Source organism: Anaeromyxobacter dehalogenans 2CP-1, assembly GCF_000022145.1.
Taxonomy (GTDB): domain Bacteria; phylum Myxococcota; class Myxococcia; order Myxococcales; family Anaeromyxobacteraceae; genus Anaeromyxobacter; species Anaeromyxobacter dehalogenans.
Window position 1 is genome coordinate 4,342,386 of sequence record NC_011891.1, and the last position, 25,063, is coordinate 4,367,448.

21 protein-coding genes are annotated in these 25,063 nt (G+C 74.6%); 13 read left to right on the forward strand and 8 right to left on the reverse strand.

What is annotated here, in order from left to right; genetic code table 11:
* From A2CP1_RS19680 to A2CP1_RS19725, 10 genes are all read left to right on the forward strand, one after another.
* Nucleotides 1–2,028 (forward strand): penicillin-binding protein, encoded by a 2,028-nt coding sequence (locus tag A2CP1_RS19680; RefSeq protein ID WP_015934961.1) that lies wholly within the window; start codon nucleotides 1–3, stop codon nucleotides 2,026–2,028.
* 117 nt (nucleotides 2,029–2,145) lie between these two features.
* The gene (locus A2CP1_RS19685) at nucleotides 2,146–3,636 is read left to right on the forward strand and encodes a UDP-N-acetylmuramoyl-L-alanyl-D-glutamate--2,6-diaminopimelate ligase (protein WP_015934962.1); all 1,491 of its coding nucleotides are present in this window, start codon (nucleotides 2,146–2,148) and stop codon (nucleotides 3,634–3,636) included.
* Entirely contained in the window at nucleotides 3,633–5,039 is a 1,407-nt protein-coding gene (locus A2CP1_RS19690) for a UDP-N-acetylmuramoyl-tripeptide--D-alanyl-D-alanine ligase (protein ID WP_015934963.1), read from the forward strand. The genes A2CP1_RS19685 and A2CP1_RS19690 overlap by 4 nt, the downstream gene beginning before the upstream one ends.
* The gene (mraY, locus tag A2CP1_RS19695; protein WP_011422816.1) at nucleotides 5,040–6,182 is read left to right on the forward strand and encodes a phospho-N-acetylmuramoyl-pentapeptide-transferase; all 1,143 of its coding nucleotides are present in this window, start codon (nucleotides 5,040–5,042) and stop codon (nucleotides 6,180–6,182) included. It begins immediately after the preceding gene.
* A 2-nt stretch (nucleotides 6,183–6,184) separates the two neighbouring features.
* On the forward strand, nucleotides 6,185–7,573 hold the full coding sequence (gene murD / locus A2CP1_RS19700; protein WP_015934964.1) for a UDP-N-acetylmuramoyl-L-alanine--D-glutamate ligase: 1,389 nt from the start codon (nucleotides 6,185–6,187) through the stop codon (nucleotides 7,571–7,573).
* On the forward strand, nucleotides 7,570–8,799 hold the full coding sequence (gene ftsW, locus A2CP1_RS19705) for a putative lipid II flippase FtsW (protein WP_015934965.1): 1,230 nt from the start codon (nucleotides 7,570–7,572) through the stop codon (nucleotides 8,797–8,799). Before murD ends, ftsW begins: the two co-directional genes overlap by 4 nt.
* The gene (murG, locus tag A2CP1_RS19710) at nucleotides 8,796–9,947 is read left to right on the forward strand and encodes an undecaprenyldiphospho-muramoylpentapeptide beta-N-acetylglucosaminyltransferase (protein WP_015934966.1); all 1,152 of its coding nucleotides are present in this window, start codon (nucleotides 8,796–8,798) and stop codon (nucleotides 9,945–9,947) included. Before ftsW ends, murG begins: the two co-directional genes overlap by 4 nt.
* A gap of 22 nt (nucleotides 9,948–9,969) precedes the next feature.
* Entirely contained in the window at nucleotides 9,970–11,346 is a 1,377-nt protein-coding gene (gene murC, locus A2CP1_RS19715; RefSeq protein WP_012527799.1) for a UDP-N-acetylmuramate--L-alanine ligase, read from the forward strand.
* 52 nt (nucleotides 11,347–11,398) lie between these two features.
* The gene (gene murB / locus A2CP1_RS19720) at nucleotides 11,399–12,388 is read left to right on the forward strand and encodes a UDP-N-acetylmuramate dehydrogenase (RefSeq protein ID WP_015934967.1); all 990 of its coding nucleotides are present in this window, start codon (nucleotides 11,399–11,401) and stop codon (nucleotides 12,386–12,388) included.
* Nucleotides 12,385–13,311 carry a D-alanine--D-alanine ligase gene (locus A2CP1_RS19725; protein ID WP_015934968.1) on the forward strand — a complete coding sequence of 309 codons (927 nt, stop codon included), beginning with the start codon at nucleotides 12,385–12,387 and terminating at the stop codon, nucleotides 13,309–13,311. Before murB ends, A2CP1_RS19725 begins: the two co-directional genes overlap by 4 nt.
* 19 nt (nucleotides 13,312–13,330) lie before the next feature.
* Here A2CP1_RS19725 and A2CP1_RS19730 read toward each other — a convergent pair whose 3' ends face one another.
* Nucleotides 13,331–14,407: a cytochrome c3 family protein gene (locus A2CP1_RS19730; RefSeq protein WP_015934969.1), complete on the reverse strand. Its 1,077-nt coding sequence runs from the start codon at nucleotides 14,405–14,407 to the stop codon at nucleotides 13,331–13,333.
* 256 nt (nucleotides 14,408–14,663) lie between these two features.
* On the opposite strand from A2CP1_RS19730, the gene A2CP1_RS19735 reads away from it, so the two are divergent.
* The 3 genes from A2CP1_RS19735 to ftsZ all read left to right on the forward strand — a co-directional run bounded on the left by A2CP1_RS19735 (nucleotide 14,664) and on the right by ftsZ (nucleotide 18,082).
* Complete coding sequence (locus A2CP1_RS19735) at nucleotides 14,664–15,548, forward strand: cell division protein FtsQ/DivIB (protein WP_041450721.1); 885 nt, start codon at nucleotides 14,664–14,666, stop codon at nucleotides 15,546–15,548.
* Nucleotides 15,549–15,613: 65 nt separating this feature from the next.
* On the forward strand, nucleotides 15,614–16,846 hold the full coding sequence (gene ftsA, locus A2CP1_RS19740; protein ID WP_012527804.1) for a cell division protein FtsA: 1,233 nt from the start codon (nucleotides 15,614–15,616) through the stop codon (nucleotides 16,844–16,846).
* 18 nt (nucleotides 16,847–16,864) lie between these two features.
* Complete coding sequence (gene ftsZ, locus A2CP1_RS19745) at nucleotides 16,865–18,082, forward strand: cell division protein FtsZ (RefSeq protein WP_012527805.1); 1,218 nt, start codon at nucleotides 16,865–16,867, stop codon at nucleotides 18,080–18,082.
* A gap of 72 nt (nucleotides 18,083–18,154) precedes the next feature.
* Here the strand turns inward: ftsZ and A2CP1_RS19750 are convergent, their stop codons facing one another.
* The 7 genes from A2CP1_RS19750 to alaS all read right to left on the reverse strand — a co-directional run bounded on the left by A2CP1_RS19750 (nucleotide 18,155) and on the right by alaS (nucleotide 25,000).
* Nucleotides 18,155–18,799 (reverse strand): HD domain-containing protein, encoded by a 645-nt coding sequence (locus A2CP1_RS19750; protein WP_015934971.1) that lies wholly within the window; start codon nucleotides 18,797–18,799, stop codon nucleotides 18,155–18,157.
* A 72-nt stretch (nucleotides 18,800–18,871) separates the two neighbouring features.
* A complete protein-coding gene (locus tag A2CP1_RS19755) occupies nucleotides 18,872–19,282 on the reverse strand; it encodes an SRPBCC family protein (RefSeq protein WP_015934972.1) in 411 nt (136 codons plus the stop codon).
* A complete protein-coding gene (locus A2CP1_RS19760; RefSeq protein ID WP_015934973.1) occupies nucleotides 19,279–19,596 on the reverse strand; it encodes an ArsR/SmtB family transcription factor in 318 nt (105 codons plus the stop codon). The genes A2CP1_RS19755 and A2CP1_RS19760 overlap by 4 nt, the downstream gene beginning before the upstream one ends.
* 102 nt (nucleotides 19,597–19,698) lie before the next feature.
* The gene (locus A2CP1_RS19765; RefSeq protein ID WP_015934974.1) at nucleotides 19,699–20,700 is read right to left on the reverse strand and encodes an alpha/beta hydrolase; all 1,002 of its coding nucleotides are present in this window, start codon (nucleotides 20,698–20,700) and stop codon (nucleotides 19,699–19,701) included.
* 119 nt (nucleotides 20,701–20,819) lie between these two features.
* Nucleotides 20,820–21,467 carry an autotransporter domain-containing protein gene (locus tag A2CP1_RS19770; protein WP_015934975.1) on the reverse strand — a complete coding sequence of 216 codons (648 nt, stop codon included), beginning with the start codon at nucleotides 21,465–21,467 and terminating at the stop codon, nucleotides 20,820–20,822.
* Nucleotides 21,468–21,790: 323 nt separating this feature from the next.
* The gene (locus A2CP1_RS19775; RefSeq protein ID WP_015934976.1) at nucleotides 21,791–22,171 is read right to left on the reverse strand and encodes a hypothetical protein; all 381 of its coding nucleotides are present in this window, start codon (nucleotides 22,169–22,171) and stop codon (nucleotides 21,791–21,793) included.
* 111 nt (nucleotides 22,172–22,282) lie between these two features.
* Nucleotides 22,283–25,000: an alanine--tRNA ligase gene (gene alaS, locus A2CP1_RS19780; RefSeq protein WP_015934977.1), complete on the reverse strand. Its 2,718-nt coding sequence runs from the start codon at nucleotides 24,998–25,000 to the stop codon at nucleotides 22,283–22,285.
* Nucleotides 25,001–25,063 lie beyond the last annotated feature (63 nt).

Genomic DNA, 25,063 nt, shown 5'->3' on the forward strand with positions numbered 1-25,063 from the left:
GTGCGCGCCGGGCCGGACCCCCGCGCCGCGCGCTGGATCGCCATCCGCATCACCGTCTTCGCCGTCCTCCTCGCCGCCGGCCTCGCCGCGGTCGCGGGGCGGGTGTTCTGGCTGCAGGTGCTGCAGCGCGACGCGCTCGCCGGGGAGGCGGTGGACCAGTACCTGCGCGAGCTGGTGCTCCGCCCGCGGCGCGGCGTCATCACCGACCGCAGCGGCGTGCTGCTCGCCGGCAGCGCCGACGCCCAGTCCGCCTACGCCGACCCCAAGCTGCTCGCCGAGCACGACCGCTCCGGCGCCGCGGTCCGCCGCATCGCGCGGATCCTGAAGCAGGACCCGCGGGCGCTGCAGCGGAAGCTCGCGAAGGGCGGGCGCTTCGTGTGGCTGGAGCGGCGCATCCCGCCCGCCGAGGCGGCCGCGCTGCGCAAATGGATCGACGAGGAGCGGGTGCGCGCGGTGCGCCTCGTGCCCGAGACGCGGCGCTACTACCCGAAGCTCGAGCTGGCCGCGCAGGTCCTGGGCGTGGTGGACGACGACGGCGCGGGCCGCGAGGGCGTGGAGCTCGCCGAGGACGAGCTGCTCCGCGGCGAGCCGGCGCGGGTGCCGTCGCTGCGCGACGGGCGCGGGCGGGTGGTGCTCGCCGACGCGCCCTCGCCCGGCCGCGAGCGCGAGGGCGCGCGGGTGGAGCTGACGCTCGACCAGGGCCTGCAGGTGGTGACGGAGCGGGCGCTGGCGCGGGCGGTGACCGGCTCGCGCGCGCTGTCCGGCACCGCCGTCGCGATGGACCCGCGCACCGGCGAGGTGCTGGCGCTCGCCAGCTACCCGGTCGCGAACGCGAACGCGCCGCGCAGCGCGGACGCCATCCGCAACCGCCCGGTGACCGACGCGTTCGAGCCGGGCTCGACCATCAAGACGTTCGTGATCGCGGCGGCGCTCGACCGCGGCGCGGTCGGCCCGAAGGACCCGTTCGACTGCGGCGCCGGGCGCTGGCCGGTGGGCAGCCACGTGATCCACGACACGCACCCGGTGGGCTGGGCGGGCCCGTCGCGCATCCTGGTGGAGAGCTCGAACATCGGGGCGGCGCACGTCGGCGCCCGGCTCGGGCGCGAGGGCGTGCGCGAGGCGCTGCTCGCGTTCGGCTTCGGCGAGCGCCCCGGGATCGGGCTGCCCGGCGAGATCCGCGGGCAGGTGCTGCTGGCCCGGTCCGACATCGCGCTCGCCACCCAGAGCTTCGGCCAGGGCCCCATCACCGCCAGCCCGCTCCAGGTCACGACGGCGATGGCCGCGATCGCGAACGGCGGCGCGCTGGTGCGCCCGCGCCTGGTGAAGCGCGTGCTCGACCCCGCCACCGGGCAGGTGCTGGAGGCGCCCGCCGCCGAGGTGGTCCGGCAGGCGGTGCGCCCGGAGGTCGCCGCGATGGTGGCGCGGTGGCTGGTGGGCGTGGTGGAGGAGCCGAAGGGAACGGGGAAGCGCGCGCGGCTCGACGGCTGGCGCGCCGCCGGCAAGACCGGCACCGCCCAGAAGCCGGACCGGATCTCCGGCGGCTACTCCTCCGACCGGCACTACAGCTCGTTCGTGGGCTTCGCGCCGGCCGAGCAGGCGCGCATCGCCATCGGCGTGTTCATCGACGAGCCGCGGGGCGAGATCTACGGCGGCGAGGTGGCGGCGCCCGCGTTCCGGGAGATCGCCGAGTACGCGCTGCGGATGATGGGCGTGCCGCCGGATCCATCGGCGGTGCGCACGCCCCCGCCCGCCGCGGTCGAGGTGGCGCAGGCGCCGCCCGCGGACGAGCCGCCCGAGCCGCCGGCGGTGGAGTGGGCCGACCGGCGCCAGGCGGCGATGCCCGCAGGCAGCGTGGCGGTCCCGGCGCTCGCCGGGCTCCCCATGCGCGCCGCCATCCGCCGCCTGGAGGAGCTCGACCTCGCCCCCGAGCCGAGCGGCTCTGGCCGGGTGGTCGGCCAGACGCCCGCCGCGGGCAAGGTGGTCGGGCGCGGCTCGCGCGTCCGGGTGACGCTCGCTCCGGCGGGATGATAGAAGGAGGCGCGCCGCCCGTGTCCCGCCGGACACGCCCGCGCGCAAGCGGCCGGACCCGCGGAGGAAAACGAGGCGGACGGCCGTTTGCATGGTATCTCCCGCTGGTAGCGAACAATGAGGCTCTCCACCGTCATCGCCGGCAGCGGCGCCCGCGGCGATCTCGCCGGCGATCCCGAGATCACCCGCGTCACCGGCGACTCGCGGGAGGTGATCCCGGGCGCGGTGTTCTTCGCGCTCCCCGGCGTCCAGCACGACGGCCACGCCTTCGCCGCCGAGGCGGCGCGACGGGGCGCCATCGCCGTGGTCGCCGAGCGGCCGGTCGAGTGCGCGCCCGCGCGGCTGCTGCTCGCCCCGTCCGCGCGCAGGGCCATGGCGCTCGCCGCCGCCAGCTTCCACGGCCGGCCGGCCGAGCGCCTCCGCATGGCCGCGGTCACCGGCACGAACGGGAAGACGACCGTCACCTACCTGGTGGAGGCGTGCGCGCGCGCCGCCGCGGTGCCGGTGGGCGTGCTCGGGACGATCTCGTTCCGCTTCCCCGGCGCGGACCGGCCCGCCAGCCACACCACTCCGGAGTCCACCGCCATCCAGGCGGTGCTGGCGGAGATGGTCGCGGCCGGCGCGAGGGACGCGGTGATGGAGGTCTCGTCGCACGCGCTCGCGCAGGAGCGGGTGGCCGGGATCCGCTTCCAGGCGGCCGGCTTCACGAACCTCACGCGCGACCACCTCGACTACCACCGCGACATGGACGCGTACTTCGCGGCGAAGCGCCGGCTGTTCACCGAGCACCTCGCGCCCGGCGGCACCGCGGTGATCAACGCGCGCGATCCCTGGGGCGCGCGCCTGGCCGACCAGCTCGGGCCGGGGCCGCGCGTCTGGCGCTACGGCGTCCGGGCCGGCGACGCGCTGCGCGCGCTCGAGGTGCGGACCGGCCTCGCCGGCACCAGCGCGACGTTCGAGACGCCGGCCGGCGCCATCGCGATCCGCTCCCCGCTCGTCGGCCAGCACAACCTCGAGAACCTGCTCTGCGCCGCGGGCCTCGCGCTCGGCCTGGGCCTGCCGCCGGAGGCGGTCGCCCGCGGCCTCGCCGCCTCGCACGGCGCGCCGGGCCGGCTGGAGCGGATCGACGGCCGCGGCCTGTCGGTCTTCGTGGACTACGCCCACACCGACGACGCGCTGGCGCGCATGATCGCGGCGCTGCGCGGGCTCTCGCCGCGGCGGCTGATCTGCGTGTTCGGCTGCGGCGGCGACCGGGACCGCGGCAAGCGCCCGCTCATGGGCGCGGCGGCCGCGGCCGCGGACCTCGCCATCGTCACCAGCGACAACCCGCGCACCGAGGACCCGCTCGCCATCATCGCCGACGTGCTGCCCGGCCTGGACCGCGCCGGGAAGCCCTCCCTCGGCGCCGCCCGCGCGCGCGCCGGCGAGGACGGCTACCTGGTCGAGCCGGACCGTCGCGCCGCCATCGCGCTCGCGGTGGAGTGCGCGCGCGAGGGCGACGCGGTGCTCGTCGCCGGCAAGGGGCACGAGGACTACCAGCAGGTGGGCGCCGAGAAGCGCCCCTTCTCCGACCGCGACGAGGCGCGCAAGGCGCTCGGGATCGCATGACCACTCCCCGCTCCACCCCGCAGTTCACGCCCGACGAGCTCGCGGGCGCCACGCGAGGCCGCTGGCTCGGCGCGCCGCCGTCCGCGGTGGCGGGCGTCTCGACCGACACCCGCACGCTCTCCCCCGGGCAGCTCTTCGTGGCGCTGAAGGGCGAGCGCTTCGACGCGCACGATCACCTGGAGGCCGCGGCCGCCGCCGGCGCCGCCGCGCTGGTGGTGTCGGAGGCCTGGGCCGCCGCGCACCCCGCCCCGCCCCGCGCCGCGCTGGCGGTGGCCGACCCGCTCGCCGCCCTCGGCGCCATCGCCCGCCACCACCGCTGCCGCTTCGGCATCCCGGTGATCGGGGTCACCGGCTCGAACGGCAAGACCACCACGCGCGAGATGATCGCGGCGATCCTGGCCACCCGCGGCCCGGTGCTGAAGACCGAGGGCAACCTGAACAACGAGGTGGGCGTCCCGCTCACGCTGTTCGGCCTCGAGGACGCGCACGCGACCGCCGTCATCGAGATGGGGATGAACCACCCCGGGGAGATCGCGCGCCTCGCCGCCATCGCCCAGCCGCAGGTGGGCGTGGTGACGCTGGCGGCCCCCGCCCACCTGGAGGGGCTCGGCACGGTGGACGCGGTGGCCGACGCGAAGGCCGAGCTGTACGAGGGGCTGCCCGCCGGCGGGATCGCGGTGGTGAACGCGGACGACGCGCGCATGCTGAAGCGCGGCGTCGCCTCCGGGCGGCGCATGCTCACCTTCGCCTCCGGCCGCGGCCGCCGCGGCGACGTGGTGGTGCTCGAGGTCGTCTCGCAGTCGGTGGAGGGGCTCCGCTTCGTCCTCGGCGTGGGCAACCGCGAGGTCCCGGTCCACATCCCCGGCCTGGTCGGCGCGCACAACGCCCGCAACGCCGCGGCCGCCGCCTGCGCGGCCATCGCGGTGGGCTGCACCGACCGCGAGATCGCGCAGGGGCTCGCCGCGGTGCGCCCGGTGGGCCGCCGCCTGCGCCTGGAGCGCCTCCCCTCCGGCGTCCAGCTGGTGGACGACTGCTACAACGCGAACCCGGCCTCGATGTCGGCGGCGCTGGACGTCCTGCGCGACCTCGCGGCCGCCCCCGGCGCCCGCGCGTTCGCGGTGCTCGGGGACATGCTCGAGCTGGGCGCGTTCGAGGCGGAGGCGCACCGCGCGCTGGGCGCCGAGGCGGCCGCCGCGGGCGTGGCGGTGCTGGCCGCGTTCGGGCCGCGCGCCCGCGCCACCGCCGAGGCGGCCGGCGCGGCCGGCCTCGCCGAGACCTTCCACACCGAGGACCTGGACCGCCTCGTCGCGTTCGTGCGCGAGCGGCTCCGTCCCACCGACGTCCTGCTCGTGAAGGGGAGCCGCGGCATGAAGCTCGAGCGGCTCGTCGAGGCCCTGCGCTAGATGCTCTACCACCTCCTCTACCCGCTGGCCTACAAGCTCAGCCTCCTCAACGTCCTCCGCTACCCGTCGTTCCGCATCGTGGCGGCGGGCCTCACCGCCATGGTGCTGGGCCTGCTGCTCGGGCCGATCTTCATCGAGCGGATGCGGGTGCTGCAGTACGGCTCGACCAACGTCCGCGAGGACACGCCGGACACGCACAAGAAGAAGGCGGGCACGCCGTCGATGGGCGGCGCGCTGATCCTCGCGTCGGTCGCGATCGCCACCCTGCTGTTCGCGGACCTCGCGAACCGCTTCGTGTGGGCGGCGCTGCTCGTGACGCTGGGCTACGGCGCCATCGGCTTCACCGACGACTGGCTCAAGATCTCGAAGAAGAACTCGAAGGGCCTGGCCGGCAAGAAGAAGCTCGTGCTGCAGGTGCTGGTGGTGGTGGTGGTCTACTACGCCTGCCTGACCGACTGGCGCTTCCACGTCGAGCACCGCTTCCCGTGGGTGTTCGTGGGCAGCTACGTGGACCTCCACGTCACCCTGCCGTTCGTGCCCTCCCGGCTCTTCAACCCGGACCTCGGCTTCCTGTACCTGCCGTTCATGGTGTTCGTGGTGATCGCCACCTCGAACGCGGTGAACCTGACCGACGGCCTGGACGGCCTCGCCATCGGCCCGACCGTCGTGTCGGCCATGACGTTCCTGGCGCTGTCCTACGTGGCGGGCGCCACCATCGCCGGGTTCAGCCTGGCCGAGTACCTGCGGGTGCCGTACATCCCCGGCGCGGAGGAGCTGGGCGTGTTCTGCTCGGCCATCTTCGGCGCGGGCGTGGCGTTCCTCTGGTACAACACCTATCCGGCGTCGGTGTTCATGGGCGACGTGGGCTCGCTCGCCCTGGGGGGCGGCCTCGGCATGATGGCGGTGCTCACCAAGAACGAGTTCGCGAGCGCCATCCTGCACGGCGTCTTCCTGACCGAGACGGTGAGCGTCATCCTCCAGGTCTGGTCGTTCAAGACCACCGGCAAGCGCATCTTCCGGATGGCGCCCATCCACCACCACTACGAGCTGAAGGGGTGGGCGGAGCCGAAGATCATCGTCCGCTTCTGGATCATCTCGGTGATGCTGGCGCTGGTTGCGCTGCTCTCCATCAAGCTGAGGTAGCCGTGGCCGCACCGGACCTGAAGGGCACGAGGGTGACGGTGGTGGGGCTCGCGAAGAGCGGCGTCGCCGCCGCGCGGCTCTGCGCCCGCGAGGGCGCGCGCGTCACCGTCACCGACCGCCGCGGCGAGGCCGAGCTGGGCGGCGCGCTCGCCGCGCTCCCGGCCTCGGTGACCCGCCACCTGGGCGGCCACGACCCCGCCGACTTCACCGGCGCCGAGCTGGTCGTGGCGTCGCCGGGCGTGCCGCTCGCGAACCCGGAGATCCAGGAGGCGCGGCGGCGCGGCGTGGCGGTGTGGGGCGAGGTCGAGCTGGCCGCGCGCTTCCTGGGCGGCCTGCCGATCGTCGGGATCACCGGGACGAACGGCAAGTCGACCACCACCGCGCTCACCGGCGCGCTGCTCGCCCGCGACCGGCGGACGTTCGTGGGCGGCAACCTGGGCACCCCGCTCTCCGAGCTGGTCCTGTCCGGCGAGCCCGCCGACGCCGCGGTGGTCGAGCTGTCCTCCTTCCAGCTGGAGGGGATCGAGCGCTTCCGCGCCCGGGTGGCGGCGGTCCTGAACGTCACCCCCGACCACCTCGACCGCTACCCCGACGTGGACGCGTACGCGGCCGCCAAGGCGCGGCTGTTCGCCACGCAGCAGCCGGACGACGTGGCCGTCGCGAACGCGCGCGACCCGCGGGCGCTCGCCATGGCCGGCGCGTCCCGCGCCGACCTGCACACCTTCGGCTTCGGCGCGCCCACCCCCGCCTCCGCCCGCGACGAGGGCGGCGAGCCCGGGCCCGAGGGCACCGCCATCTGGTTCACGCCGCGCGGGCGCGCGCCCGAGCGCTACCAGCTCCGCAACCGCGCGCTGCGCGGCCGGCACAACCGCGAGAACGCCATGGCCGCCGTGCTCTGCGCGCGCCTCATGGGCGTGCCCGGCGAGGCGGTCCAGGCCGGGCTCGACGCGTTCCCCGGCCTGCACCACCGGCTCGAGCTGGTCGCGGAGGGGCGCGGGGTGGAGTGGGTGAACGACTCCAAGGCCACCAACGTGGACTCCACCTTCGTCGGCCTGGCCGCGTTCCCGTCCGGCGCCCCGCGCGTGGTCCTCATCATGGGCGGCCGCGGCAAGAAGGCGCCCTACGCGCCGCTGCGCCCGCTGTTCGGCGGGCGAGTCAAGGCGCTGCTCACCATCGGGGAGGACGCGCCCGCCATCGAGCGGGAGCTGGGCGACCTCGCGCCCACCGAGCCGTGCGGCGACCTGGCCGACGCGGTCCGCCGGGCGGCGGTCCTCTCGGGGCCGGGCGACGTGGTGCTGCTCTCCCCCGCCTGCGCCAGCTACGATCAGTTCGCGAACTACGAGGAGCGCGGCGAGGCCTTCCGCCGGCTCGCGACGGAGCAGGCGCGATGAGGCTCTTCCGCCACGCCCGGGAGGAACGCGCGCCCGAGGCGCCGCGGGCGGGCGCGCCCGGCTTCGACCCGCTCCTGATCTCGGCGGTGCTGCTGCTCGTGGCGCTCGGCCTGGTGATGGTCTACTCGGCGAGCGCGGTGGAGGCGGGCCGCCGCCTGGGCGACGAGTTCTACTACCTGAAGCGGCAGCTGGTGGCCGTCGCCATCGGCCTGGCCGGCATGGCCGCGGTGCTGCGGGTGGGCTACCGCCGGCTGGCCGCGCTGGCGTACCCGCTGCTCGCGGCCACGCTGGCGGCGCTCGTGCTGGTGAAGCTGGTGGGCCGCACCGCCGGCGGCGCGCAGCGCTGGATCCCGCTCGGCCCGGTGAACCTGCAGCCCGCCGAGCTCGCCAAGGTCGCGCTGGTGCTCTACCTCGCGCACTCGCTCTCGCGGAAGCAGTCCAAGATGCGGATGTTCTCCATCGGCCTGCTGCCGCACCTGCTCGTCACGCTGCTCATGGTGGGCCTGTGCCTGTGGCAGAAGGACCTCGGCACCGGCTTCATCCTGTTCATGGTGCTGTTCGCGATGCTGTTCGCGGCCGGCGCGCGGGTCTCGTACCTGGTGGCGGCGGGGCTGGTGGCCGCGCCCATCGCCTGGCACTTCATCAAGTCCACCGAGTACCGGTACCAGCGGTGGCTCGCGTTCATGAACCCCGAGCAGTACAAGACCACCTTCGGCTTCCAGCTCTGGGAGTCGCTGCTCGGCACCGCGAACGGCGGCTGGCTGGGGCAGGGGCTGGGCCAGGGCAAGGGCAAGCTGTACTTCCTGCCCGCCGCGCACACCGACTTCATCGCCGCGGTGCTGGCGGAGGAGACCGGGCTCATCGGGATGGCGCTCCTGCTCGTGCTCTACGGCGTCGTCCTCTGGCGCGGCACCCGCGCCGCGCTGCGCGCGCCGGACGCGTTCGGCTGCTACGCCGCCCTGGGCGTCACCGCGCTCGTCGGCACGCAGGCGCTCGTCAACCTGGCGGTGGTGTTCGGCCTCGCGCCGACCAAGGGGCTCACCCTGCCCTTCGTATCGTACGGCGGCAGCTCCATCATGACGCTGCTCGCCGCGACCGGCCTGCTGCTGTCGGTGAGCGGCGAGCGCGGCGGCTTCCTGACCCGGGCGCCCGCGGCGGTGCGGGTGGGCGCGCCCATCGGCGGCGCGCCGCGGCTGTCCGCGGCCCGCGCGGAGGACGCGTCATGAGGATGATGGTGGCGGGCGGCGGCACCGGCGGCCACGTGTTCCCCGGCATCGCGCTGGCGGAGGAGGTGGTCACGCGCCACCCCGCCAACGACGTGGTCTTCGTGGGCACCGCCCGCGGCCTGGAGGCCTCGGTGGTCCCGGCCGCCGGCTTCCCCATCGAGCTCATCGAGGTGAAGGGGCTGAAGGGGAAGGGCATCGCGGGCGCGCTGCTCAACCTGCTGCTGCTGCCCCGCGCGTTCCTCCAGTCCTGGCGCATCCTGCGGCGCTGGCGGCCGGACGTGGTGGTGGGCGTGGGCGGCTACGCCAGCGGCCCGGTGGTGCTCACCGCCTGGGCCATGCGCATCCCCACCGCGGTGCAGGAGCAGAACGCGATCGCCGGCCTCACCAACCGGCTCCTCGGGCGCGTCGTGAAGGCGGCGTTCACCGCGTTCCCCGAGGCGGCCCGGCACTTCGCGGCCCGCAAGGTCTACCAGCTCGGCAACCCCATCCGCCGGCGGCTGATGGAGAACTACATGCGGCCCGAGTCGGCGCACGGCCAGCCGCGGCTGCTCGTGTTCGGTGGCTCGCAGGGCGCGCACGCGCTCAACATGCGCGTCATCGAGGCGCTGCCGCACCTCGCCGACCTGCGCGAGCGGATCCAGATCACGCACCAGACCGGCGCGCGCGACCGCGAGTACGTCGAGAAGGGCTACCGCGCCTGCGGGTTCACCCCGGACGTGCGCGAGTTCATCGACGACATGAGCGCGGCGTACGCGGGCTGCGACCTGGTGGTGTGCCGGGCCGGCGCGACCACGCTCGCCGAGCTGACCGTCTGCAAGAAGCCGTCGATCCTGGTCCCCTTCCCCGCCGCCGCCGACAACCACCAGGTGAAGAACGCGCGCAGCCTGGTGGACGCAGGGGCCGCGGTGATGATCGAGGAGCGCGACCTCACCGGCGAGGTGCTGGCGCGCGAGATCCGCGAGATCCTGGACGCGCCGGAGCGCCGCGAGCGGATGGCGCGGGCCGCGGGCCGGCTGGGCAGCCCGCAGGCCGCCAAGGAGATCGCGGACGTGTGCATGGAGCTGGTCCGCCGCCGCTGGGGCTCGCCCTTCGGCCAGGCGCGCGAGCCCGGGCAGAAGCCCGCGCGCCCGCCGGATCCCGCGTCGTAGCGCCCGAGGAGCGTCCCGAGACATGAGCCTCTTCCGTTCCAGGCAGGCCAAGATCCACTTCGTGGGCGTGGGCGGCATCGGCATGAGCGGCATCGCCGAGGTGCTGCTCAACCTCGGCTACACCGTCTCGGGCTCCGACCTGCGCGAGTCCGAGACCACCCGGCGGCTGGCCGGGCTGGGCGGGCGCATCTCCTACGGCCACGCCGCCGAGAACGTGCTGCAGGTGGACGTGGTCGTGATCTCGTCCGCGGTGAAGCGCGACAACCCGGAGGTGCTGGAGGCGCGGCGCCGCAAGATCCCGGTCATCCCGCGCGCCGAGATGCTGGCCGAGCTGATGCGCCTCAAGTACGGCGTCGCCATCGCCGGCTCGCACGGGAAGACCACCACCACCTCGATGGCGGCGCACCTGCTCGCGCACGCCGGCCTCGACCCCACCGCGGTGGTGGGCGGCAAGGTGAACGCGTTCGGCTCGAACGCCAAGCTGGGCAAGGGCGACTACATGGTGGTGGAGGCGGACGAGTCCGACGGCTCGTTCCTGCGCATCCCGCCCACCATCGCCATCGTCACGAACATCGACCCGGAGCACCTCGATCACTGGAAGACCCCGGACGCGCTGCGCCGCGGCTTCGTGGACTTCGTGAACCGGGTGCCGTTCTACGGGCTCGCCATCCTCTGCATCGACCACCCCACCGTGCAGTCGATCCTGCCCGACGTGGAGAAGCGGGCCGTCACCTACGGCGAGAGCCACCAGGCCGACTACCGGGCCGAGGCCATCGAGCTGTCCGGCCACGCGGTCCGCTTCGACGCGTTCCGGCGCGACGAGGCGCTGGGGCGCTTCGAGGTGGCCATGGTGGGCCGCCACAACGCGCTCAACGCGCTCGCGGTGATCGCGCTCGGCGACGAGATGGGCATCCCGCCGCTCGTGACGCGCGAGGCGCTCCGCAGCTTCCAGGGCGTGCAGCGGCGCTTCACGGTCCGCGGCGAGGCGGCGGGCGTGACGGTGGTGGACGACTACGGCCACCACCCGGCCGAGGTGAAGGCCACGCTGCAGGGCGCCCGCGAGGCGTTCAAGCGGCGCGTGGTGTGCCTGTTCCAGCCGCACCGCTACACCCGCACCCGCGACCTCATGGCCGAGTTCGCCACCGCGTTCAACGACGCGGACGTGCTGCTGCTCACCGACATCTACGCCGCCGGCGAGGAGCCCATCCCCGGCGCCACCGCCGCGAACCTCGCCGACGCGATCCGCGCCTGGGGCCACCGCGACGTGACGCTCGTCCCGCGCGCCGAGCTGGCCCGCGCCGCCAGGGAGCGGGTCCGCCCGGGCGACCTGGTCCTCACGCTCGGCGCCGGCGACGTGACCGCCGCCGGCCCGGAGCTGCTGGCGCTGCTCGAGCGATGAGCGCTCCCTCCCCCCGCCCGCGGCGCGGCCCGGCCCGCCCGGCCCCCCGCGCATGACCTGGCGCGACGAGATCGCCCGCCGCGTCCGCGGCGAGCACCTGCGCGACGCGCCGCTCGCGCCGCGCACCGCGGTGCGGGTGGGCGGTCCGGCCGACCTGCTCTGCCGCCCCGCCGACGGCGACGCGCTCTCGGCGCTGCTCCGCGCGGTGCGCGAGCTGGGGGTGCCGCTCTCGGTGCTGGGCGGCGGCGCGAACACGCTGGTCGCGGACGCCGGCGTGCGCGGGGTGGTGCTGCGGCTGCCGCAGGAGTTCCCGGGCGAGTCCACCGACGGTGACACGCTGGTCCTCTCCGCCGGCGCGCCCATCTCGCGGCTGCCGGCGCGGGCGCACGCGCACGGCCTCGTCGGCATGGAGTTCCTGGGCGGGATCCCGGGGACGCTGGGCGGCGCGGCCGCCATGAACGCCGGCACGCGCCTGGGCGAGATGAAGGACGTCGTCACCCGGCTCGAGCTCGCCACCCCCGACGGCACCGGCTTCGTGCCGGCCTCGGCGCTGGGCTACGCCTACCGGACCTGCCGGCTCCCGCCCGGCGCGGTCATCGCCCGCGTCGAGGTGCGGCTCCACCCCGGCGACGTGGCCGCGAGCGAGGCGCTCATGCGCGAGGACCGCGAGCGCCGCCGCGCCACCCAGCCGCTCTACCGGCCCACCTTCGGCTCCACCTTCACGAACCCGCCGGGCGAGTACGCCGGGCGCCTGGTGGAGGCGGTCGGGCTGAAGGGGCACCGCGTCGGCAACGCGATCTGGTCGCCGGTGCACGCGAACTTCGTGACGAACCTGGGCGGCGCCACCGCCCGCGACGTGCTCGCGCTCGTGCGGCTGGCGCGGGCCCGGGTGCAGGAGCGGTTCGGGATCGCGCTCGAGACCGAGGTCCGGCTCCTGGGCGAGTTCCTCGAAGAGGATCTGGAAGGGCTGGACGGGCACGCCGCCGCGGGCGGCGGCCCCGGCGCGGCGAGCGGGGGCGTGCGCCCCCCGGAGGCGACATGAGCACGTGGACGGGCAAGCGGGTGGCGGTGCTGTACGGCGGACGCTCCAGCGAGCGCGAGGTGTCGCTCAGGACCGGCGCCGCCTGCGCCGACGCGCTCCGGCAGAAGGGGCACGAGGTGGTGCTGCTGGACGTGGACCTCGAGGTGGCGGCGCGGCTCCGCGCCGAGCGGGTCGAGGTCGCGTTCGTGGCGCTGCACGGCCGCTTCGGCGAGGACGGCAGCATCCAGGGGCTGCTCGAGTCGATGGCCATCCCGTACACCGGCTCCGGCGTGCTCGCCTCGGCCATGGGCATGGACAAGACCGTGTCGAAGGCGATCTTCCGCTCGCTCGGCCTGGCCGTCGCCGACTACCGCGTGTTCCCGCGCGCCTCGGCCGGCTCGATCGGCGTGGGCGATCTCCCGTTCGGCCTTCCGTGCGTGGTGAAGCCCGCCGGCGAGGGCTCGTCCGTGGGCGTGCACCTCGTGAACGAGGCCGCGGAGCTCGGCCCCGCCTGCCGCGACGCCGCCTCCCACGCCGGCGACGTGATCGTCGAGCGGTACGTCAAGGGCACCGAGGTGGACGTGGCGGTGCTGGACGGGAAGGCGCTCGGGGCGATCGAGATCGTCCCCGCGAACGCGTTCTACGACTACGCCGCGAAGTACACCGCCGGCACCACGAAGTACTTCTACCCGGCGCGCCTCCCCGAGGCGCACGTCCGCGCGGTGATGCAGGCGGCCGAGGCCGCGCACCGCGGGATCGGCTGCAGCGGCGTGACCCGCGTGGACTTCATCGTGGCCGGCGACGGGACGCCGTACATCCTGGAGGTGAACACGCTGCCCGGGATGACCGCGACGTCGCTCGTCCCGAAGATCGCCGCCGGCCTGGGCCTGTCGTTCCCCGACCTGTGCGAGCGGATCCTGGACGGCGCTGCGTTGAAGGCCTGAGCGAGGTCCGCGCCGCCCGTCAGCGGGCGACGTACGCCTTCGCCTCGTGGCACGCCTTCGCGCAGCTCCCGCCGCTGGCGGTGCGCGTGAAGCCGAGCTTCAGCACGTAGCCGCCGCTCCCGTAGGCCACGCTGTCGCGGACGTGCCGCTCCTGCCTGGACGCGTGCGCGTCGTGGCAGGCCCGGCAGGCGAGGCCCCGCTCCCGGTTCACGTGCACCGCGTGCAGGTTCCGGGCGCCGTCCCGGAAGCGGGTGAACGCGGTGGTCTCGGCCTCCGAGACCAGCCGGTCGTTGTGGCAGCCGAAGCAGAGCGCGTAGCTTCGCCGGTCGTAGGGCGCGTACAGCTTGTCGGGCAGGTCCGCCACCAGCAGCCGCGGGTGGTCGCCGCCGTGGGTGCGGTGGCAGGCGGCGCAGTCGCGCTCGCGGACCGGCTCGTGCCAGACCGGGTTCTCCTCCAGCCATCGGCGCATGTTGAGCATCGTCCGCCCGTCCGCCGCCGTCATGCCGTCCTTCGAGTGGCAGCCGACGCACAGCTCGAATGCCGGCGCGATGAGCAGCGCCTCGTGGCGGGCGGCGTGGGGATCGTGGCAGCTCGCGCAGGCCCGCCCCTCGGTCACCGGGGCGTGCTTCATCGGCGCCGCGGCGGCCTGGGCGGCGACCCCGGGGTGGCAGCGGGCGCACAGCTCGGCCACCGGGGCCGCGAGCAGCGACGGGCCGGCGCCGTCGTGCGGGTTGTGGCAGGTGGTGCAGGAGCGGACGGCCGGCGCGTGCTTGAGCTTGCGCGCCATCACCTCGCGCATCTCCTCGTGGCACTCGAGGCACCCGGCGTTCACGCTCGCGTGGCGCAGGGGGCCGGGGCTGGCGCGGTCGGCCGAGCGGTGGCAGGCGCCGCAGTCGCCGGCCGCGTACGGCGCGTGGGTCGAGCGGGCCTGGCCGGGCGGGAGCGGCGCCGTCGCCGCGGCGGCGCGCCGCACCGCGGGCACGGGCGGCGCCGCCGCGGCCGTCCCCGCGGGCGTAGCGCGGGCCGGCCCGGCCGCCCCGGCAGCGATGCTGGCCGCGGCGAGGAATCCCGCCACCTTGGCGCGCCCGTGGTGCATGTGCGTTCGCTCCCGGTGGCCGGCCGGCGCGGGCGACTCCTCCCGCCCGGCTCGGAGCGCTGCGTGCTGCCCGAGATGCTAGCGCATCCTCACCGGAAGACGAGAAGCCGGGCGGTCCGGGATTCGCGGGCGGAAAACTTGCCAGCGGCCGGTGCTGCGGCATCCTGCACCGTCGGGTGATAGCGCCCGGAAGCGCCCTCTGGTTTCATGCACGTGGGCTGCGGTGGGCGGATGTATCCGGGTGGCGGGAGCGGCGGTGGCGCGGGGTCCGAACCGGCGGCGCGTGGACAGGGTTCCGGGGGAGCGGCGGCGACGGCTGGCCCGCGCGATGGCGCTCGCCCTGCCCTCGATCCTCGCGCTCGCGGCCCTGGGCGGCGCCGCGACCCTCGGCTGGCGCGTCGGCTGGAAGAGCGACCTGCTGCGCGTCCGCGAGATCCGGTTCGAGGGGCTCTCGCGCGCGACGCCGCAGGAGCTGCTCGATCTCTCGCCGGTGCAGCCGGGCGACCACCTCCTGTTCGTCGACACCGACGCGATGGCGGCGGCGCTGCGGCGCCACCCCTGGATCGCGTCGGCCCAGGTCCGCCGCACCTTCCCGCCCGCGCTCGAGGTGCAGCTCGCGGAGCGGCGGCCGGCCGCGCTGGTGGACCTGGGCGGCCTGTACCTGGTGGACGACCGCGGCGAGGTGTTCAAGCGCGCGGTCCCGGGCGACGGGCTGGACCTGCCGGTCATCACCGGCATCGAGCGCGAGGCGTGGGCGGAGGGGCGCGGCGAGCTCGCGCCGCTGCTGGGCGGCGCCCTGGCGCTGCTCGGCCGCTGGTCGGCGCGCGGCCTCGACGCGCGCTCGACGATCTCGGAGATCCACGTGGACCCGGAGTACGGGACCACGCTCTGGTCGGACGAGGGGACGGAGATCCGCCTCGGACAGGGAGATCTGGAGGAGAAGCTGACGCGCCTCCACCGCGTCCTCTCGGCGCTCGACGCCGAGGGGGAGCGGGCGGAGGTGCTGCACCTGGACAACCGCCGCCGCCCGGACTGGGTGGCGGTCCGGGTGGCCGGTCGGCGCGGTGAGCCGGACGGACGGTCGTCGTACGCAGCGGGTGGTGGTGGTGGTCCGCAGGGACGCTCGTCGTCGCTGCGGTAGGACGGGTCCGAGAGGGCCCTAGGTGGGCGAAAGCGCGACGGCGCGGTCACGCCCGGAGGTTCAACATGGCGAAGAGCGGGGACATCCTCGTCGGCCTGGACATCGGCACGACGAAGATCTGCGCCATCGTCGGCGAGGTCACCGACGACGGCTCGATCGACATCATCGGCATCGGCTCGCACCCGTCGAAGGGGCTGCGGAAGGGCGTGGTGGTCAACATCGACGCCACCGTCGCCTCGATCAAGCGTGCGATCGAGGAGGCCGAGCACATGGCGGGGTGCGAGATCACCACCGTCTACACCGGCATCGCCGGCGGCCACATCAAGGCGTTCCCCTCGCACGGCGTGGTGGCGGTGAAGGACAAGGAGGTCCGCCAGCAGGACGTGGACCGCGTCATCGACCAGGCCAAGGCGGTCGCCATCCCGCTGGACCGCGAGGTGATCCACGTGCTCCCGCAGGAGTTCGTGGTGGACGACCAGGACGGCGTGAAGGAGCCGGTCGGGATGAGCGGCGTGCGCCTGGAGGCGAAGGCGCTCATCGTCACCGGCGCGGTCTCCTCGGCGCAGAACATCGTCAAGTGCGCGCAGCGCACCGGCCTGAACGTGGCCGACATCGTGCTGCAGCCGCTGGCCTCCTCGCTCGCGACGCTCTCCGAGGACGAGAAGGAGCTGGGCGTGTGCCTGGTGGACGTCGGCGGCGGCACCACCGACATCGCCATCTTCCACAACGGCTCGATCCAGCACACCGCGGTGATCTCGCTCGGCGGCAACCACCTCACCAACGACGTGGCGGTGGGGCTGCGCACGCCCACCCACGAGGCGGAGCGGATCAAGAAGCAGTACGGCTGCGCCATGGCCTCGATGGTGGACAAGACCGAGACCATCGAGGTGCCGAGCGTGGGCGGCGGCCAGCCGCGGGTCCTCTCGCGCCACATCCTCGCCGAGATCGTGGAGCCGCGCGTCGAGGAGATCTTCATGCTGGTGCAGCACGAGATCCAGAAATGCGGGATGGAGGAGATCCTCGCCTCGGGCGTGGTGATCACCGGCGGCTCGACGCTGCTCGCCGGGATGCCCGAGATGGCCGAGGAGGTGCTGGGCGTGCCGGTGCGGCGGGGGCTGCCGCGGGGGATCGGCGGCCTGGTGGACGTGGTGAAGAGCCCGATGTACGCCACCGCGGTCGGCCTGGTGATCTACGGCGCGCACCAGCAGGACGACAGCCCGTACTTCAAGATCCGCGACGAGAACGTGTACCGGAAGGTGAAGGTCCGCATGAAGGAGTGGCTCGGGCAGATCTTCTAGCCGCGGGGGAACCGACCAATGATCGAGTACACCGACAGGCAGGACGCGGCGAAGATCAAGGTGATCGGCGTCGGCGGCGGTGGCGGCAACGCCATCAACACCATGGTGGCGGGTCGCCTCGAGGGCGTGGAGTTCATCGCCGCCAACACCGACGTGCAGGCGCTGGCCGCGAACAAGGCGGGGGTGAAGATCCAGCTCGGCAAGTCCGCCTCGCGCGGGCTGGGCGCGGGCGCGAACCCCGAGGTGGGGCGCACCGCGGCGCTGGAGGAGCGCGAGCAGATCGCCGCGGCGCTCGAGGGCGCCGACATGGTGTTCGTGACCGCCGGCATGGGCGGCGGCACCGGCACCGGCGGCGCGCCGGTGGTGGCCGACATCGCGAAGGCCACCGGGGCGCTCACCGTGGGCGTGGTGACGAAGCCGTTCCTGTTCGAGGGGAACAAGCGGCGCAAGCAGGCCGAGGCCGGCATCGCCGAGCTGGCCGCGGCGGTCGACACGCTCATCGTGATCCCGAACCAGCGGCTGCTCTCGGTGGCGGGCGAGAACATGTCGCTCGCCGACGCGTTCAAGCGCGCCGACGAGGTGCTGCTGAACGCGGTGCAGGGCATCTCCGACCTCATCACCGTGCACGGCATCGTCAACGTGGACTTCGCCGACGTGCGCACCATCATGGGCGGCCAGGGCATGGCGCTCATGGGCACGGGCCGGTCCTCCGGCGAGCAGCGCACGGTCGAGGCGATGCAGGCCGCCATCAGCTCGCCGCTGCTCGAGGACGTCACGCTCGACGGCGCCACCGGCCTGCTGGTGAACATCACCGGCGGCCCGAACCTGACGCTGCACGAGGTGAACGAGGCGGTGTCGATGGCGCAGTCCGCCGCCGACGCCGACGCGAACATCATCTTCGGCTCGGTCATCGACGAGCGGCTGGGCGACGAGGTGAAGATCACCGTCATCGCCACCGGCTTCCAGGCGCGGGAGGAGCGCAGCCGCGCCATCGCCCGGAAGGTCGAGCCGGTGGAGGCGCGGGCGCCGGCGACGGTCCGGCAGGTGCCGCCGCCGCTGCCGGTCGAGGCCACCGCCAAGGCGCCCATCCGGCTGCAGACCCCGGCGGCGCCGGCCCACGCCACCGCGCCCGCGAAGGTGTCGTTCCGCCGCGAGGCGCCGGTGTACCGCCCGGCCGACGAGGACCAGTACGACATCCCGGCGTTCCTGCGCCGGGGCAACCCGCCGCGCGAGTAGTCCTCCCCGGAACCTCGCGCCCCGCGGCGCGCCCGCTCGCCGGGCGCGCCGCGCTTCGTTCCGGGGCCTGCGCTACGGCGCGGGCGGGGGCGGCTCCGGCGGGACCGGGGCGTCGGGCAGGTCCGCCGCCGGCGCGCCGTCGAGCCCGAGCCGCGCCGCGATCGGCACCTGCGCCCGCAGCACCAGCGCGACCAGCTCCGGGAGCGGCAGCCCCACCTCCTCCGCGCCGCGCCGGATGTACTCGCGGTCCACCGAGCGCGCGAACGCCTTGTCCTTCATCCGCTTCACCACCGACTCCACCGGCACGTCGGCGATCCGCCTCGAGGGGCGGACCAGCGCGCAGGCGCCCACGAAGCCGGTCAGCTCGTCGGCCGCCACGATCGCCTTCTCCATGGGCGCCTCGCGCGCGACGCCGGTGTAGAACGCGTGCCCGCCCACCGCCTTCACGATGGGCTCCGGCCAGCCGCGGGCGCGCAGGATCTCCATGCCGCGGAACACGTGGTCCTGCTCGGTCGGGAAGCGCTCGTAGTCGAAGTCGTGGAGCAGGCCCACCAGGCCCCAGGTCTCCAGCCCGGCCGGATCGGCCACGCCGGCGCGCAGCGCCAGGGCGCGCATCGACGCCTCGACCGCCAGCGCGTGGCGGCGGAGCGGCTGGGACGCGGTGTGCTCGCAGAGGAGCGACCAGGCGGCGGCGCGGGACGGGACGGGGGCGGTCATGCGCCGATGGTAGCCGCCGGCCGGTGCGCGCGCACCGGGTCTCCCCGTTCCGGCGCCGCTCCCCGTCCGCGCTCAGCCGAGCTCACCCAGCAGCGCGCCCAGCCGCGCAAGGACCGCCGGCCAGCCCGGCTTCATGCCCTCGAACGCGCGGCGGCCCAGCGGCGAGTCGAGATCGAACCCCTCGTGCGTCAGCGTGAGCCGGGTTCCGGTGCCCTCGGGCGTGAGGCGCCAGGTGATGATCGTGTCGAGGGTCCCCGAGGCGAAGCGGTACCGCAGCAGGCGCTCCGGCTGGACCTCCAGCACCTCGCACGGCTGCTTGCCGAACGGGCCCATGTCGAGATCGAACCGGTGGCCGACGACCGGCCGGACGTCACCCGCGGCCCACCAGCGGGCGTGCAGCTGCGGGTCCGTGAGCGCCCTCCACACCGCCGCGGGCGCGTGCGCGTAGAAGTGCTCCAGGTGGATGCCAGGCGAGGGGGTCATCTCGTTCCTTTCTCGTCGAGGAGGTCCTCGAGCGCGGTGAGGCGCTGCGTCCAGTAACGCTCGAACGTCTCGAGCCAGCGCTCGACCTCCGAGAGCGGGCGCGGATCGAGGTGGTAGTAGCGCTCGCGACCGCGCGGCTCCTCGCGGACGAGCCGGGCCCGCCTGAGGACCTGGAGGTGCTCGGAGACGGCCGGGCGCCCGACCTCGAACGCGCGCGCCAGCTCGTTGACGGCGCGAGGACCCTTGCGGAGCTGCCACAGGATCTCGCGCCGGATCGGGCTCGCGAGCGCGGAGAAGACGTCGACGTGCGGCATGCGTCGACAATATGTCGGAACTTTCCGACGCGTCAACGATCTCCGACGGGTCGCTCCCGGCCGGGCCGGACCCCGGCGCGCGCACGCCGCGCGCCGAGGGAGCTACGCGCCGCGCGCGAGCCTGGGCACCAGGTGCCGGACCGAGGCGTCGTAGCGCCAGCTCGTGCCCATGTGGCCGCCCTCGAACTCCTCGTGCACCACCGGCACGCCGCCCGCGCGCAGCGCCTCCGCGACCATGCGGGCGCCCCAGCGCAGGTGGAACTCGTCGCGGGTGCCGCAGTCGAGGAACACGCTCGCGAGGCGCCGGTAGGCCTCGAGCGCGCGCGGCACGAAGCGGACCGGATCGGCCTCCAGCCAGCGCGACCACACGTCCTCGCGGATCCGGCCGCTGGGCAGCTCGAACGGGAGCGCGAGGCCGAGCGGCGCGGCGGGATCCGCGGCGTAGTGCGCGGCCATCGCGAGCACGTTCAGCACCGGGTGGTCGGCGCCCGCGAGCCTCGTCTCGCGCGCCCGCTGCTTCGCGTCGTCCAGCCACGCGGCCGCGTCGGGCGCGCCGAGCAGCGCCGCCGCCGCCTGGGGGAGGTCGTGCAGGTAGCAGTACTCGAAGTAGGCGTCGCCGGCGTGGCAGCCGAGGTGCGCGAAGACGTCGGGCCGGTCCCGGCCCATGCACAGCGCGCCGTAGCCGCCCGAGCTCTTCCCCACCACGGCGCGCGCCTCGCGCCGCGGGACGGTCCCGAGCCGCGCGTCCACCAGGCGCACCACGTCCTCCGCCACGTAGTCCTGGTAGCGGCCCACCGCGGGCGCGTTGATCCACTGCGTCCCGCCCAGCGCGGTGAAGCCGTCCGGGAACACCGCCACGAACGGCGGGACCTCGCCGGCCGCGACCAGCGCGTCGAGCCGCTCCGGCACGGTGGGCTGGAACGCGCTCACGTTCAGCCAGCCGCGCGCCGAGCCGGCGAAGCCGTGGAGGAAGTAGACCGCGGGCAGCCCGGCCGCGCCGCCCGGCGGCACCCAGCACAGCAGCGGCCGCCGCGCCGGATCGCCGAGCGGGTTCCCGGCCAGCGCCTGCGAGTCGATCTCGAGCTCCAGCAGCGATCCGTGCATGTCGCCTCCGCGTGGTCGAGCGGTAACGCGGCGCCGCTGCGGGGGCAAGCGCAGCCCCCGGGACGCACGAAGGCCGCCCCGGGGGGCGGCCTCCGGCGCTGCGCGCTGGGCTCCGCGCGCTACAGGTCGAACTGGCCGCGCCAGCCGACCTGCAGCCACTCGTGGAACTTCTTGTCGTTGATGCTGCCGCCGCCGGAGATCACGCCGGAGGCGTCGCCCTTGTCGTAGCGGCCGAGGCTCAGCATCAGGAACGGCCCGGTGCGGAGCTGCGGCGCGACGAAGAAGTCCATGCCGGCCTGCAGGTTCAGCCACTCCACGCCCTTCCACTTCATGGTCAGGTTCTCGCCGCCGCCCTCCGCCTTCAGCCGGTTCCACTCGTACCCGATGCCGAGGCCGAGCCACGGCGCGAGGTTGCCGGCGCGCGGCAGCGTGTAGATCCCCTCGACCCCGAGCCGCATCACGTACGCGGAGCAGTCCACCCCGGACACGTCGCACGTCGACTTCAGGTCGCCCCCGGCGCGGGCGAAGCCGTAGGAGAAGTAGGGACCGACCGCGAGGTCCGGCGTCACCCGGAACAGCGCGTCCACCTGGATCGGCACCTGCCCGTCCACCCAGTCGGACATCTTCAGCTTGTCGCCGCCGCCGCCGCCCACGTCCCCGAGCCCCCAGGCATAGCCGAGCCGGAGACCCAGGCTGACCTGCGCGCTCGAGGCGGTCGGCAGCATCAGCGCGGCGAGCACCGCGCCCAGCGTCACGATCCTGCGCATGGCGTTCCCCCTCACGTGATCGGGGTCGCCGCCGGCGCGGAAGTCGCGCCGCGAGCCCCGCTGCCGCGAGATGATACGTGGCGGGGGTCCGCCGGCAACTTCGCGGCAGGGCACGCGATCCGGCGCTGCGACACGCCGCCGCGGCGGCAGCGGCGGCGCTCGGAGCGCGTGAATCCATCCCCGGACCGAGCCAGGCGGTCGAGCCGCGAGCAGCGCGAGGCGCGACGACCGAGCATGCCCGTCGGCATGTGAGGGAGGAGCAACGACGCGATGCGACGCGGATCGGCCGCCGCGGCGACGGGAGGGGATGGGTTCACGTGCTCTCAGCGGCCGCGCGCGAGCACCAGGCCGGTGCGGGCGGTCAGCTCGGTGGTGCGGGCGAGGAGCGACTGCGCCTCCGCGTACAGCGGATCGGCGTCGCCCGCCTCCTCTGCCGGGAGCTCGCCGATGCGCGCGAGCAGGTCGGTCACGCGGAGCAGGTGCTGGTGCGCGAGCAGGAGGTCGCGCCCGAGCCGCGCGCCCTGGCGCGTGAAGATGAGGCCGCTCTGGAACAGCCGCGAGAGGCCGCGCCGGTTCACCTCGTCCACGCCGCGGCAGCGCGCCTGCAGCTCGCGCAGCCGGCGCGACTCGCGCGCCTGCGCGAGGTCCACCACCGTGGACGGGCTCGCGGCGGCGCGGCGCGATCGGGGGAGCGGGGACGGCATCGCGGGGAATCGTAGGCACCCCGCGCCACCACGGTCAACGGGCGCCGGCGCTTGACAGTTCGCGCCGGAGGTGGAGGCCGCGCGCGCTCCCGCGGGGGCGCGCGCCGCGCGTCACGCGAGCGCGCGCGTGGCGAGCTCGGCCACCTTCTCGAGCGCCTTCTCCAGGCCGGCCGGGTCCGAGCCGCCCGCCTGCGCCATGTCCGGCTTGCCGCCGCCGGAGCCGCCCACCAGCTTCGCGGCCTCCTTCACCAGGTCGCCGGCCTTCAGGCGCGCGGTGAGATCGCGGGTCACCGCCACCAGCAGGATCGCCTTGCCGTCCTGCTCGGCGCCGAGCGCCACCACGCCCTTGCCCAGGCGATCGCGCAGCTTGTCGGCGAGCTCGCGCAGCGCCTTGCCGTCGCCGTCCACGCGCGCGGCCAGCACCTTCGCGCCGCCCACGTCCTTCGCCAGCGCGGCGAGGTCGCCGGACTGCGCCGCGGCGGCCTTCGAGCGCGCCTCCTCCAGCGCGCGCTCCAGGTCCTTCACGCGCCGCTGCGTCTGGTCGATCTTCTGCGCGACCTCCAGCGCGCCGGCCTTGAGCAGCGCCGCGGCGCGCCGCAGCTCCTCCGCCTCGCGCTGCTGGACCTCGACCGCGCGCGCGCCGGTGTACGCCACCAGGCGCCGCACGCCCGAGGCGATCGACTCCTCCGAGCCGATCTTGAAGAACGCGATGTCGCCGGACCGGCGCACGTGCGTGCCGCCGCACAGCTCCTTGGAGGGGCCGATGCGGACCACGCGCACCACGTCGCCGTACTTCTCGCCGAAGATCATCATCGCGCCGGCGTGGCGCGCCTCCTCCAGCTTCAGCACCGCGGTCTCGGTCTCGGCGTTCTCCCGGACGAGGTCGTTCACCCGCCGCTCCACCGCGGCCAGCTCCTCCTCGGTGACCGGCTGGAAGTGCGAGAAGTCGAAGCGCAGGTAGTCCGGCGCCACCACCGAGCCGGCCTGCTTCACGTGCTCGCCCAGCACCTCGCGCAGCGCGAACTGCAGCAGGTGCGTGGCGGAGTGGTTCGCGCGCACGAGGTCGCGCCGGCGGTCGTCCACCGCGAGCTCCACCGCGTCGCCCACCGCCACCTCGCCGCGCAGCACCTCGCCCACGTGCGTGACCAGCCCCGGCACCGGGCGCTGCGCGTCGTCCACCCGGATCTCCAGCCCCGGGCCGGTGATGCGGCCCACGTCGCCCACCTGGCCGCCGGACTCGCCGTAGAACGGCGTCGCGTCGGTGACGAGCTCGACCTTGTCGCCCTTGCCGGCGCGCGCCACGCGGGCGCCGTTCGCGAGGATCGCCTTCACCTGCGCGCGGGCCGCCGGCTGCTCGTAGCCGAGGAACTTCACCTCGCCGAGCTCGCGCGCGATCTGCTTGTGCAGGTCGTCGACGCCCTGCTCGCCCGAGCCCTTCCACTCGGAGCGCGCGCGCTGCTCCGCCATGTGGCGGTCGAAGCCCTGCTCGTCCACGTCGAACCCGCGCTCCGCCGCGATGACGCGGGTGAGGTCGAGCGGGAAGCCGAACGTGTCGTAGAGCTGGAACGCCACCTTGCCGTCGATGATCGGCCGCGCCCGGCCCGGCGCCGGGGTGGCGGGCTTGCCGTCGTGGATCGCGTCGGGGACGAGCTTGCGCATCTCGCCCTCGAGGATGGCGAGCCCCTTGTCGAGCGTGCGGCGGAAGGACTCCTCCTCCTGCTGCGCCACCTTCTCGATGAACGCGCGGTTCTCCCGCGTCTCCGGATAGGCCCCGCCCATCTCGTCGATGACGGCCCCGCACACCGCCGCCAGGAACGGCTTCTCCAGCCCGAGCCGCTTCCCGTGCCGGATGGCGCGCCGCATGATCCGGCGGAGCACGTAGCCGCGCCCCTCGTTCGACGGGAGCACGCCGTCGCCCACCAGGAACGTGGTGGCGCGGGCGTGGTCGGCGATGACGCGCATCGAGACGCCGTCGTCGGACGCGGCGTCGTAGCGCTTCCCGGAGAGCCGCTCCACCGCCTGGATGATGCTGCGGAACAGGTCGGTGTCGTAGTTCGAGCGCTTGCCCTGCACGACCGACGCGAGCCGCTCCAGGCCGGCGCCCGTGTCGATGGAGGGCTTGGGCAGCGGCGTGAGCCCGCCGTCCTGGCCGCGCTCGAACTGCATGAACACGAGGTTCCAGATCTCGAGCCAGCGGTCGCAGTCGCAGGCGACGCCCTGGCACTTGCGCCCGGCCAGCTCCTCGGCGCAGGGGATGTCGTTGCCCTGGAAGTAGTGCAGCTCGGAGCAGGGGCCGCACGGGCCGGTGTCGCCCATGGCCCAGAAGTTGTCCTTCGCGCCCAGCTTGTGGATGCGCTCCACCGGCACGCCCTGCGCCTTCCACAGCTCGAACGCCTCCTCGTCCCAGGGCAGCGTCCCCTCGCCCGCGAAGACGGTGGCCGCGAGCCGGTCCTTCGCGATGCCGAGCCACGCCGGGCCGGTGACGAGCTCCCACGCCCAGGCGATCGCGTCGCGCTTGAAGTAGTCGCCGAAGGAGAAGTTCCCCATCATCTCGAAGAACGTGTGGTGACGGGCGGTGAACCCGACGTTCTCGAGGTCGTTGTGCTTTCCGCCGGCGCGCACGCACTTCTGCGCGGTGGTGGCGCGCGAGTAGTCGCGGCGCTCGCGTCCGGTGAACACGTCCTTGAACTGGACCATCCCGGCGTTCGTGAAGAGCAGCGTCGGATCGTTCTGCGGGACGAGCGAGGCGCTCGCCACCCGGCGGTGGCCGTGCTCCTCGAAGTAGCGCTGGAACAGCTCGCGGATCTCGGCGGCGGTCAGGGTCTTCATAGATGGGATCGGCATCAATAACAGAGGTTTGCGCCGGGAGCCACCGCCGCGCGGCCCGCCCGC

Coding starts and splice junctions, on each gene's coding strand:
- A2CP1_RS19685 (WP_015934962.1), top strand. CDS start 2,146: ATGAGGCTCTCCACCGTCATCGCCGGCAGCGGCGCCCGCGGCGATCTC.
- A2CP1_RS19690 (WP_015934963.1), top strand. CDS start 3,633: ATGACCACTCCCCGCTCCACCCCGCAGTTCACGCCCGACGAGCTCGCG.
- mraY (WP_011422816.1), top strand. CDS start 5,040: ATGCTCTACCACCTCCTCTACCCGCTGGCCTACAAGCTCAGCCTCCTC.
- ftsW (WP_015934965.1), top strand. CDS start 7,570: ATGAGGCTCTTCCGCCACGCCCGGGAGGAACGCGCGCCCGAGGCGCCG.
- murG (WP_015934966.1), top strand. CDS start 8,796: ATGAGGATGATGGTGGCGGGCGGCGGCACCGGCGGCCACGTGTTCCCC.
- murC (WP_012527799.1), top strand. CDS start 9,970: ATGAGCCTCTTCCGTTCCAGGCAGGCCAAGATCCACTTCGTGGGCGTG.
- murB (WP_015934967.1), top strand. CDS start 11,399: ATGACCTGGCGCGACGAGATCGCCCGCCGCGTCCGCGGCGAGCACCTG.
- A2CP1_RS19725 (WP_015934968.1), top strand. CDS start 12,385: ATGAGCACGTGGACGGGCAAGCGGGTGGCGGTGCTGTACGGCGGACGC.
- A2CP1_RS19730 (WP_015934969.1), bottom strand. CDS start 14,407: ATGCACCACGGGCGCGCCAAGGTGGCGGGATTCCTCGCCGCGGCCAGC.
- ftsA (WP_012527804.1), top strand. CDS start 15,614: ATGGCGAAGAGCGGGGACATCCTCGTCGGCCTGGACATCGGCACGACG.
- ftsZ (WP_012527805.1), top strand. CDS start 16,865: ATGATCGAGTACACCGACAGGCAGGACGCGGCGAAGATCAAGGTGATC.
- A2CP1_RS19750 (WP_015934971.1), bottom strand. CDS start 18,799: ATGACCGCCCCCGTCCCGTCCCGCGCCGCCGCCTGGTCGCTCCTCTGC.
- A2CP1_RS19755 (WP_015934972.1), bottom strand. CDS start 19,282: ATGACCCCCTCGCCTGGCATCCACCTGGAGCACTTCTACGCGCACGCG.
- A2CP1_RS19760 (WP_015934973.1), bottom strand. CDS start 19,596: ATGCCGCACGTCGACGTCTTCTCCGCGCTCGCGAGCCCGATCCGGCGC.
- A2CP1_RS19765 (WP_015934974.1), bottom strand. CDS start 20,700: ATGCACGGATCGCTGCTGGAGCTCGAGATCGACTCGCAGGCGCTGGCC.
- A2CP1_RS19770 (WP_015934975.1), bottom strand. CDS start 21,467: ATGCGCAGGATCGTGACGCTGGGCGCGGTGCTCGCCGCGCTGATGCTG.
- A2CP1_RS19775 (WP_015934976.1), bottom strand. CDS start 22,171: ATGCCGTCCCCGCTCCCCCGATCGCGCCGCGCCGCCGCGAGCCCGTCC.
- alaS (WP_015934977.1), bottom strand. CDS start 25,000: ATGAAGACCCTGACCGCCGCCGAGATCCGCGAGCTGTTCCAGCGCTAC.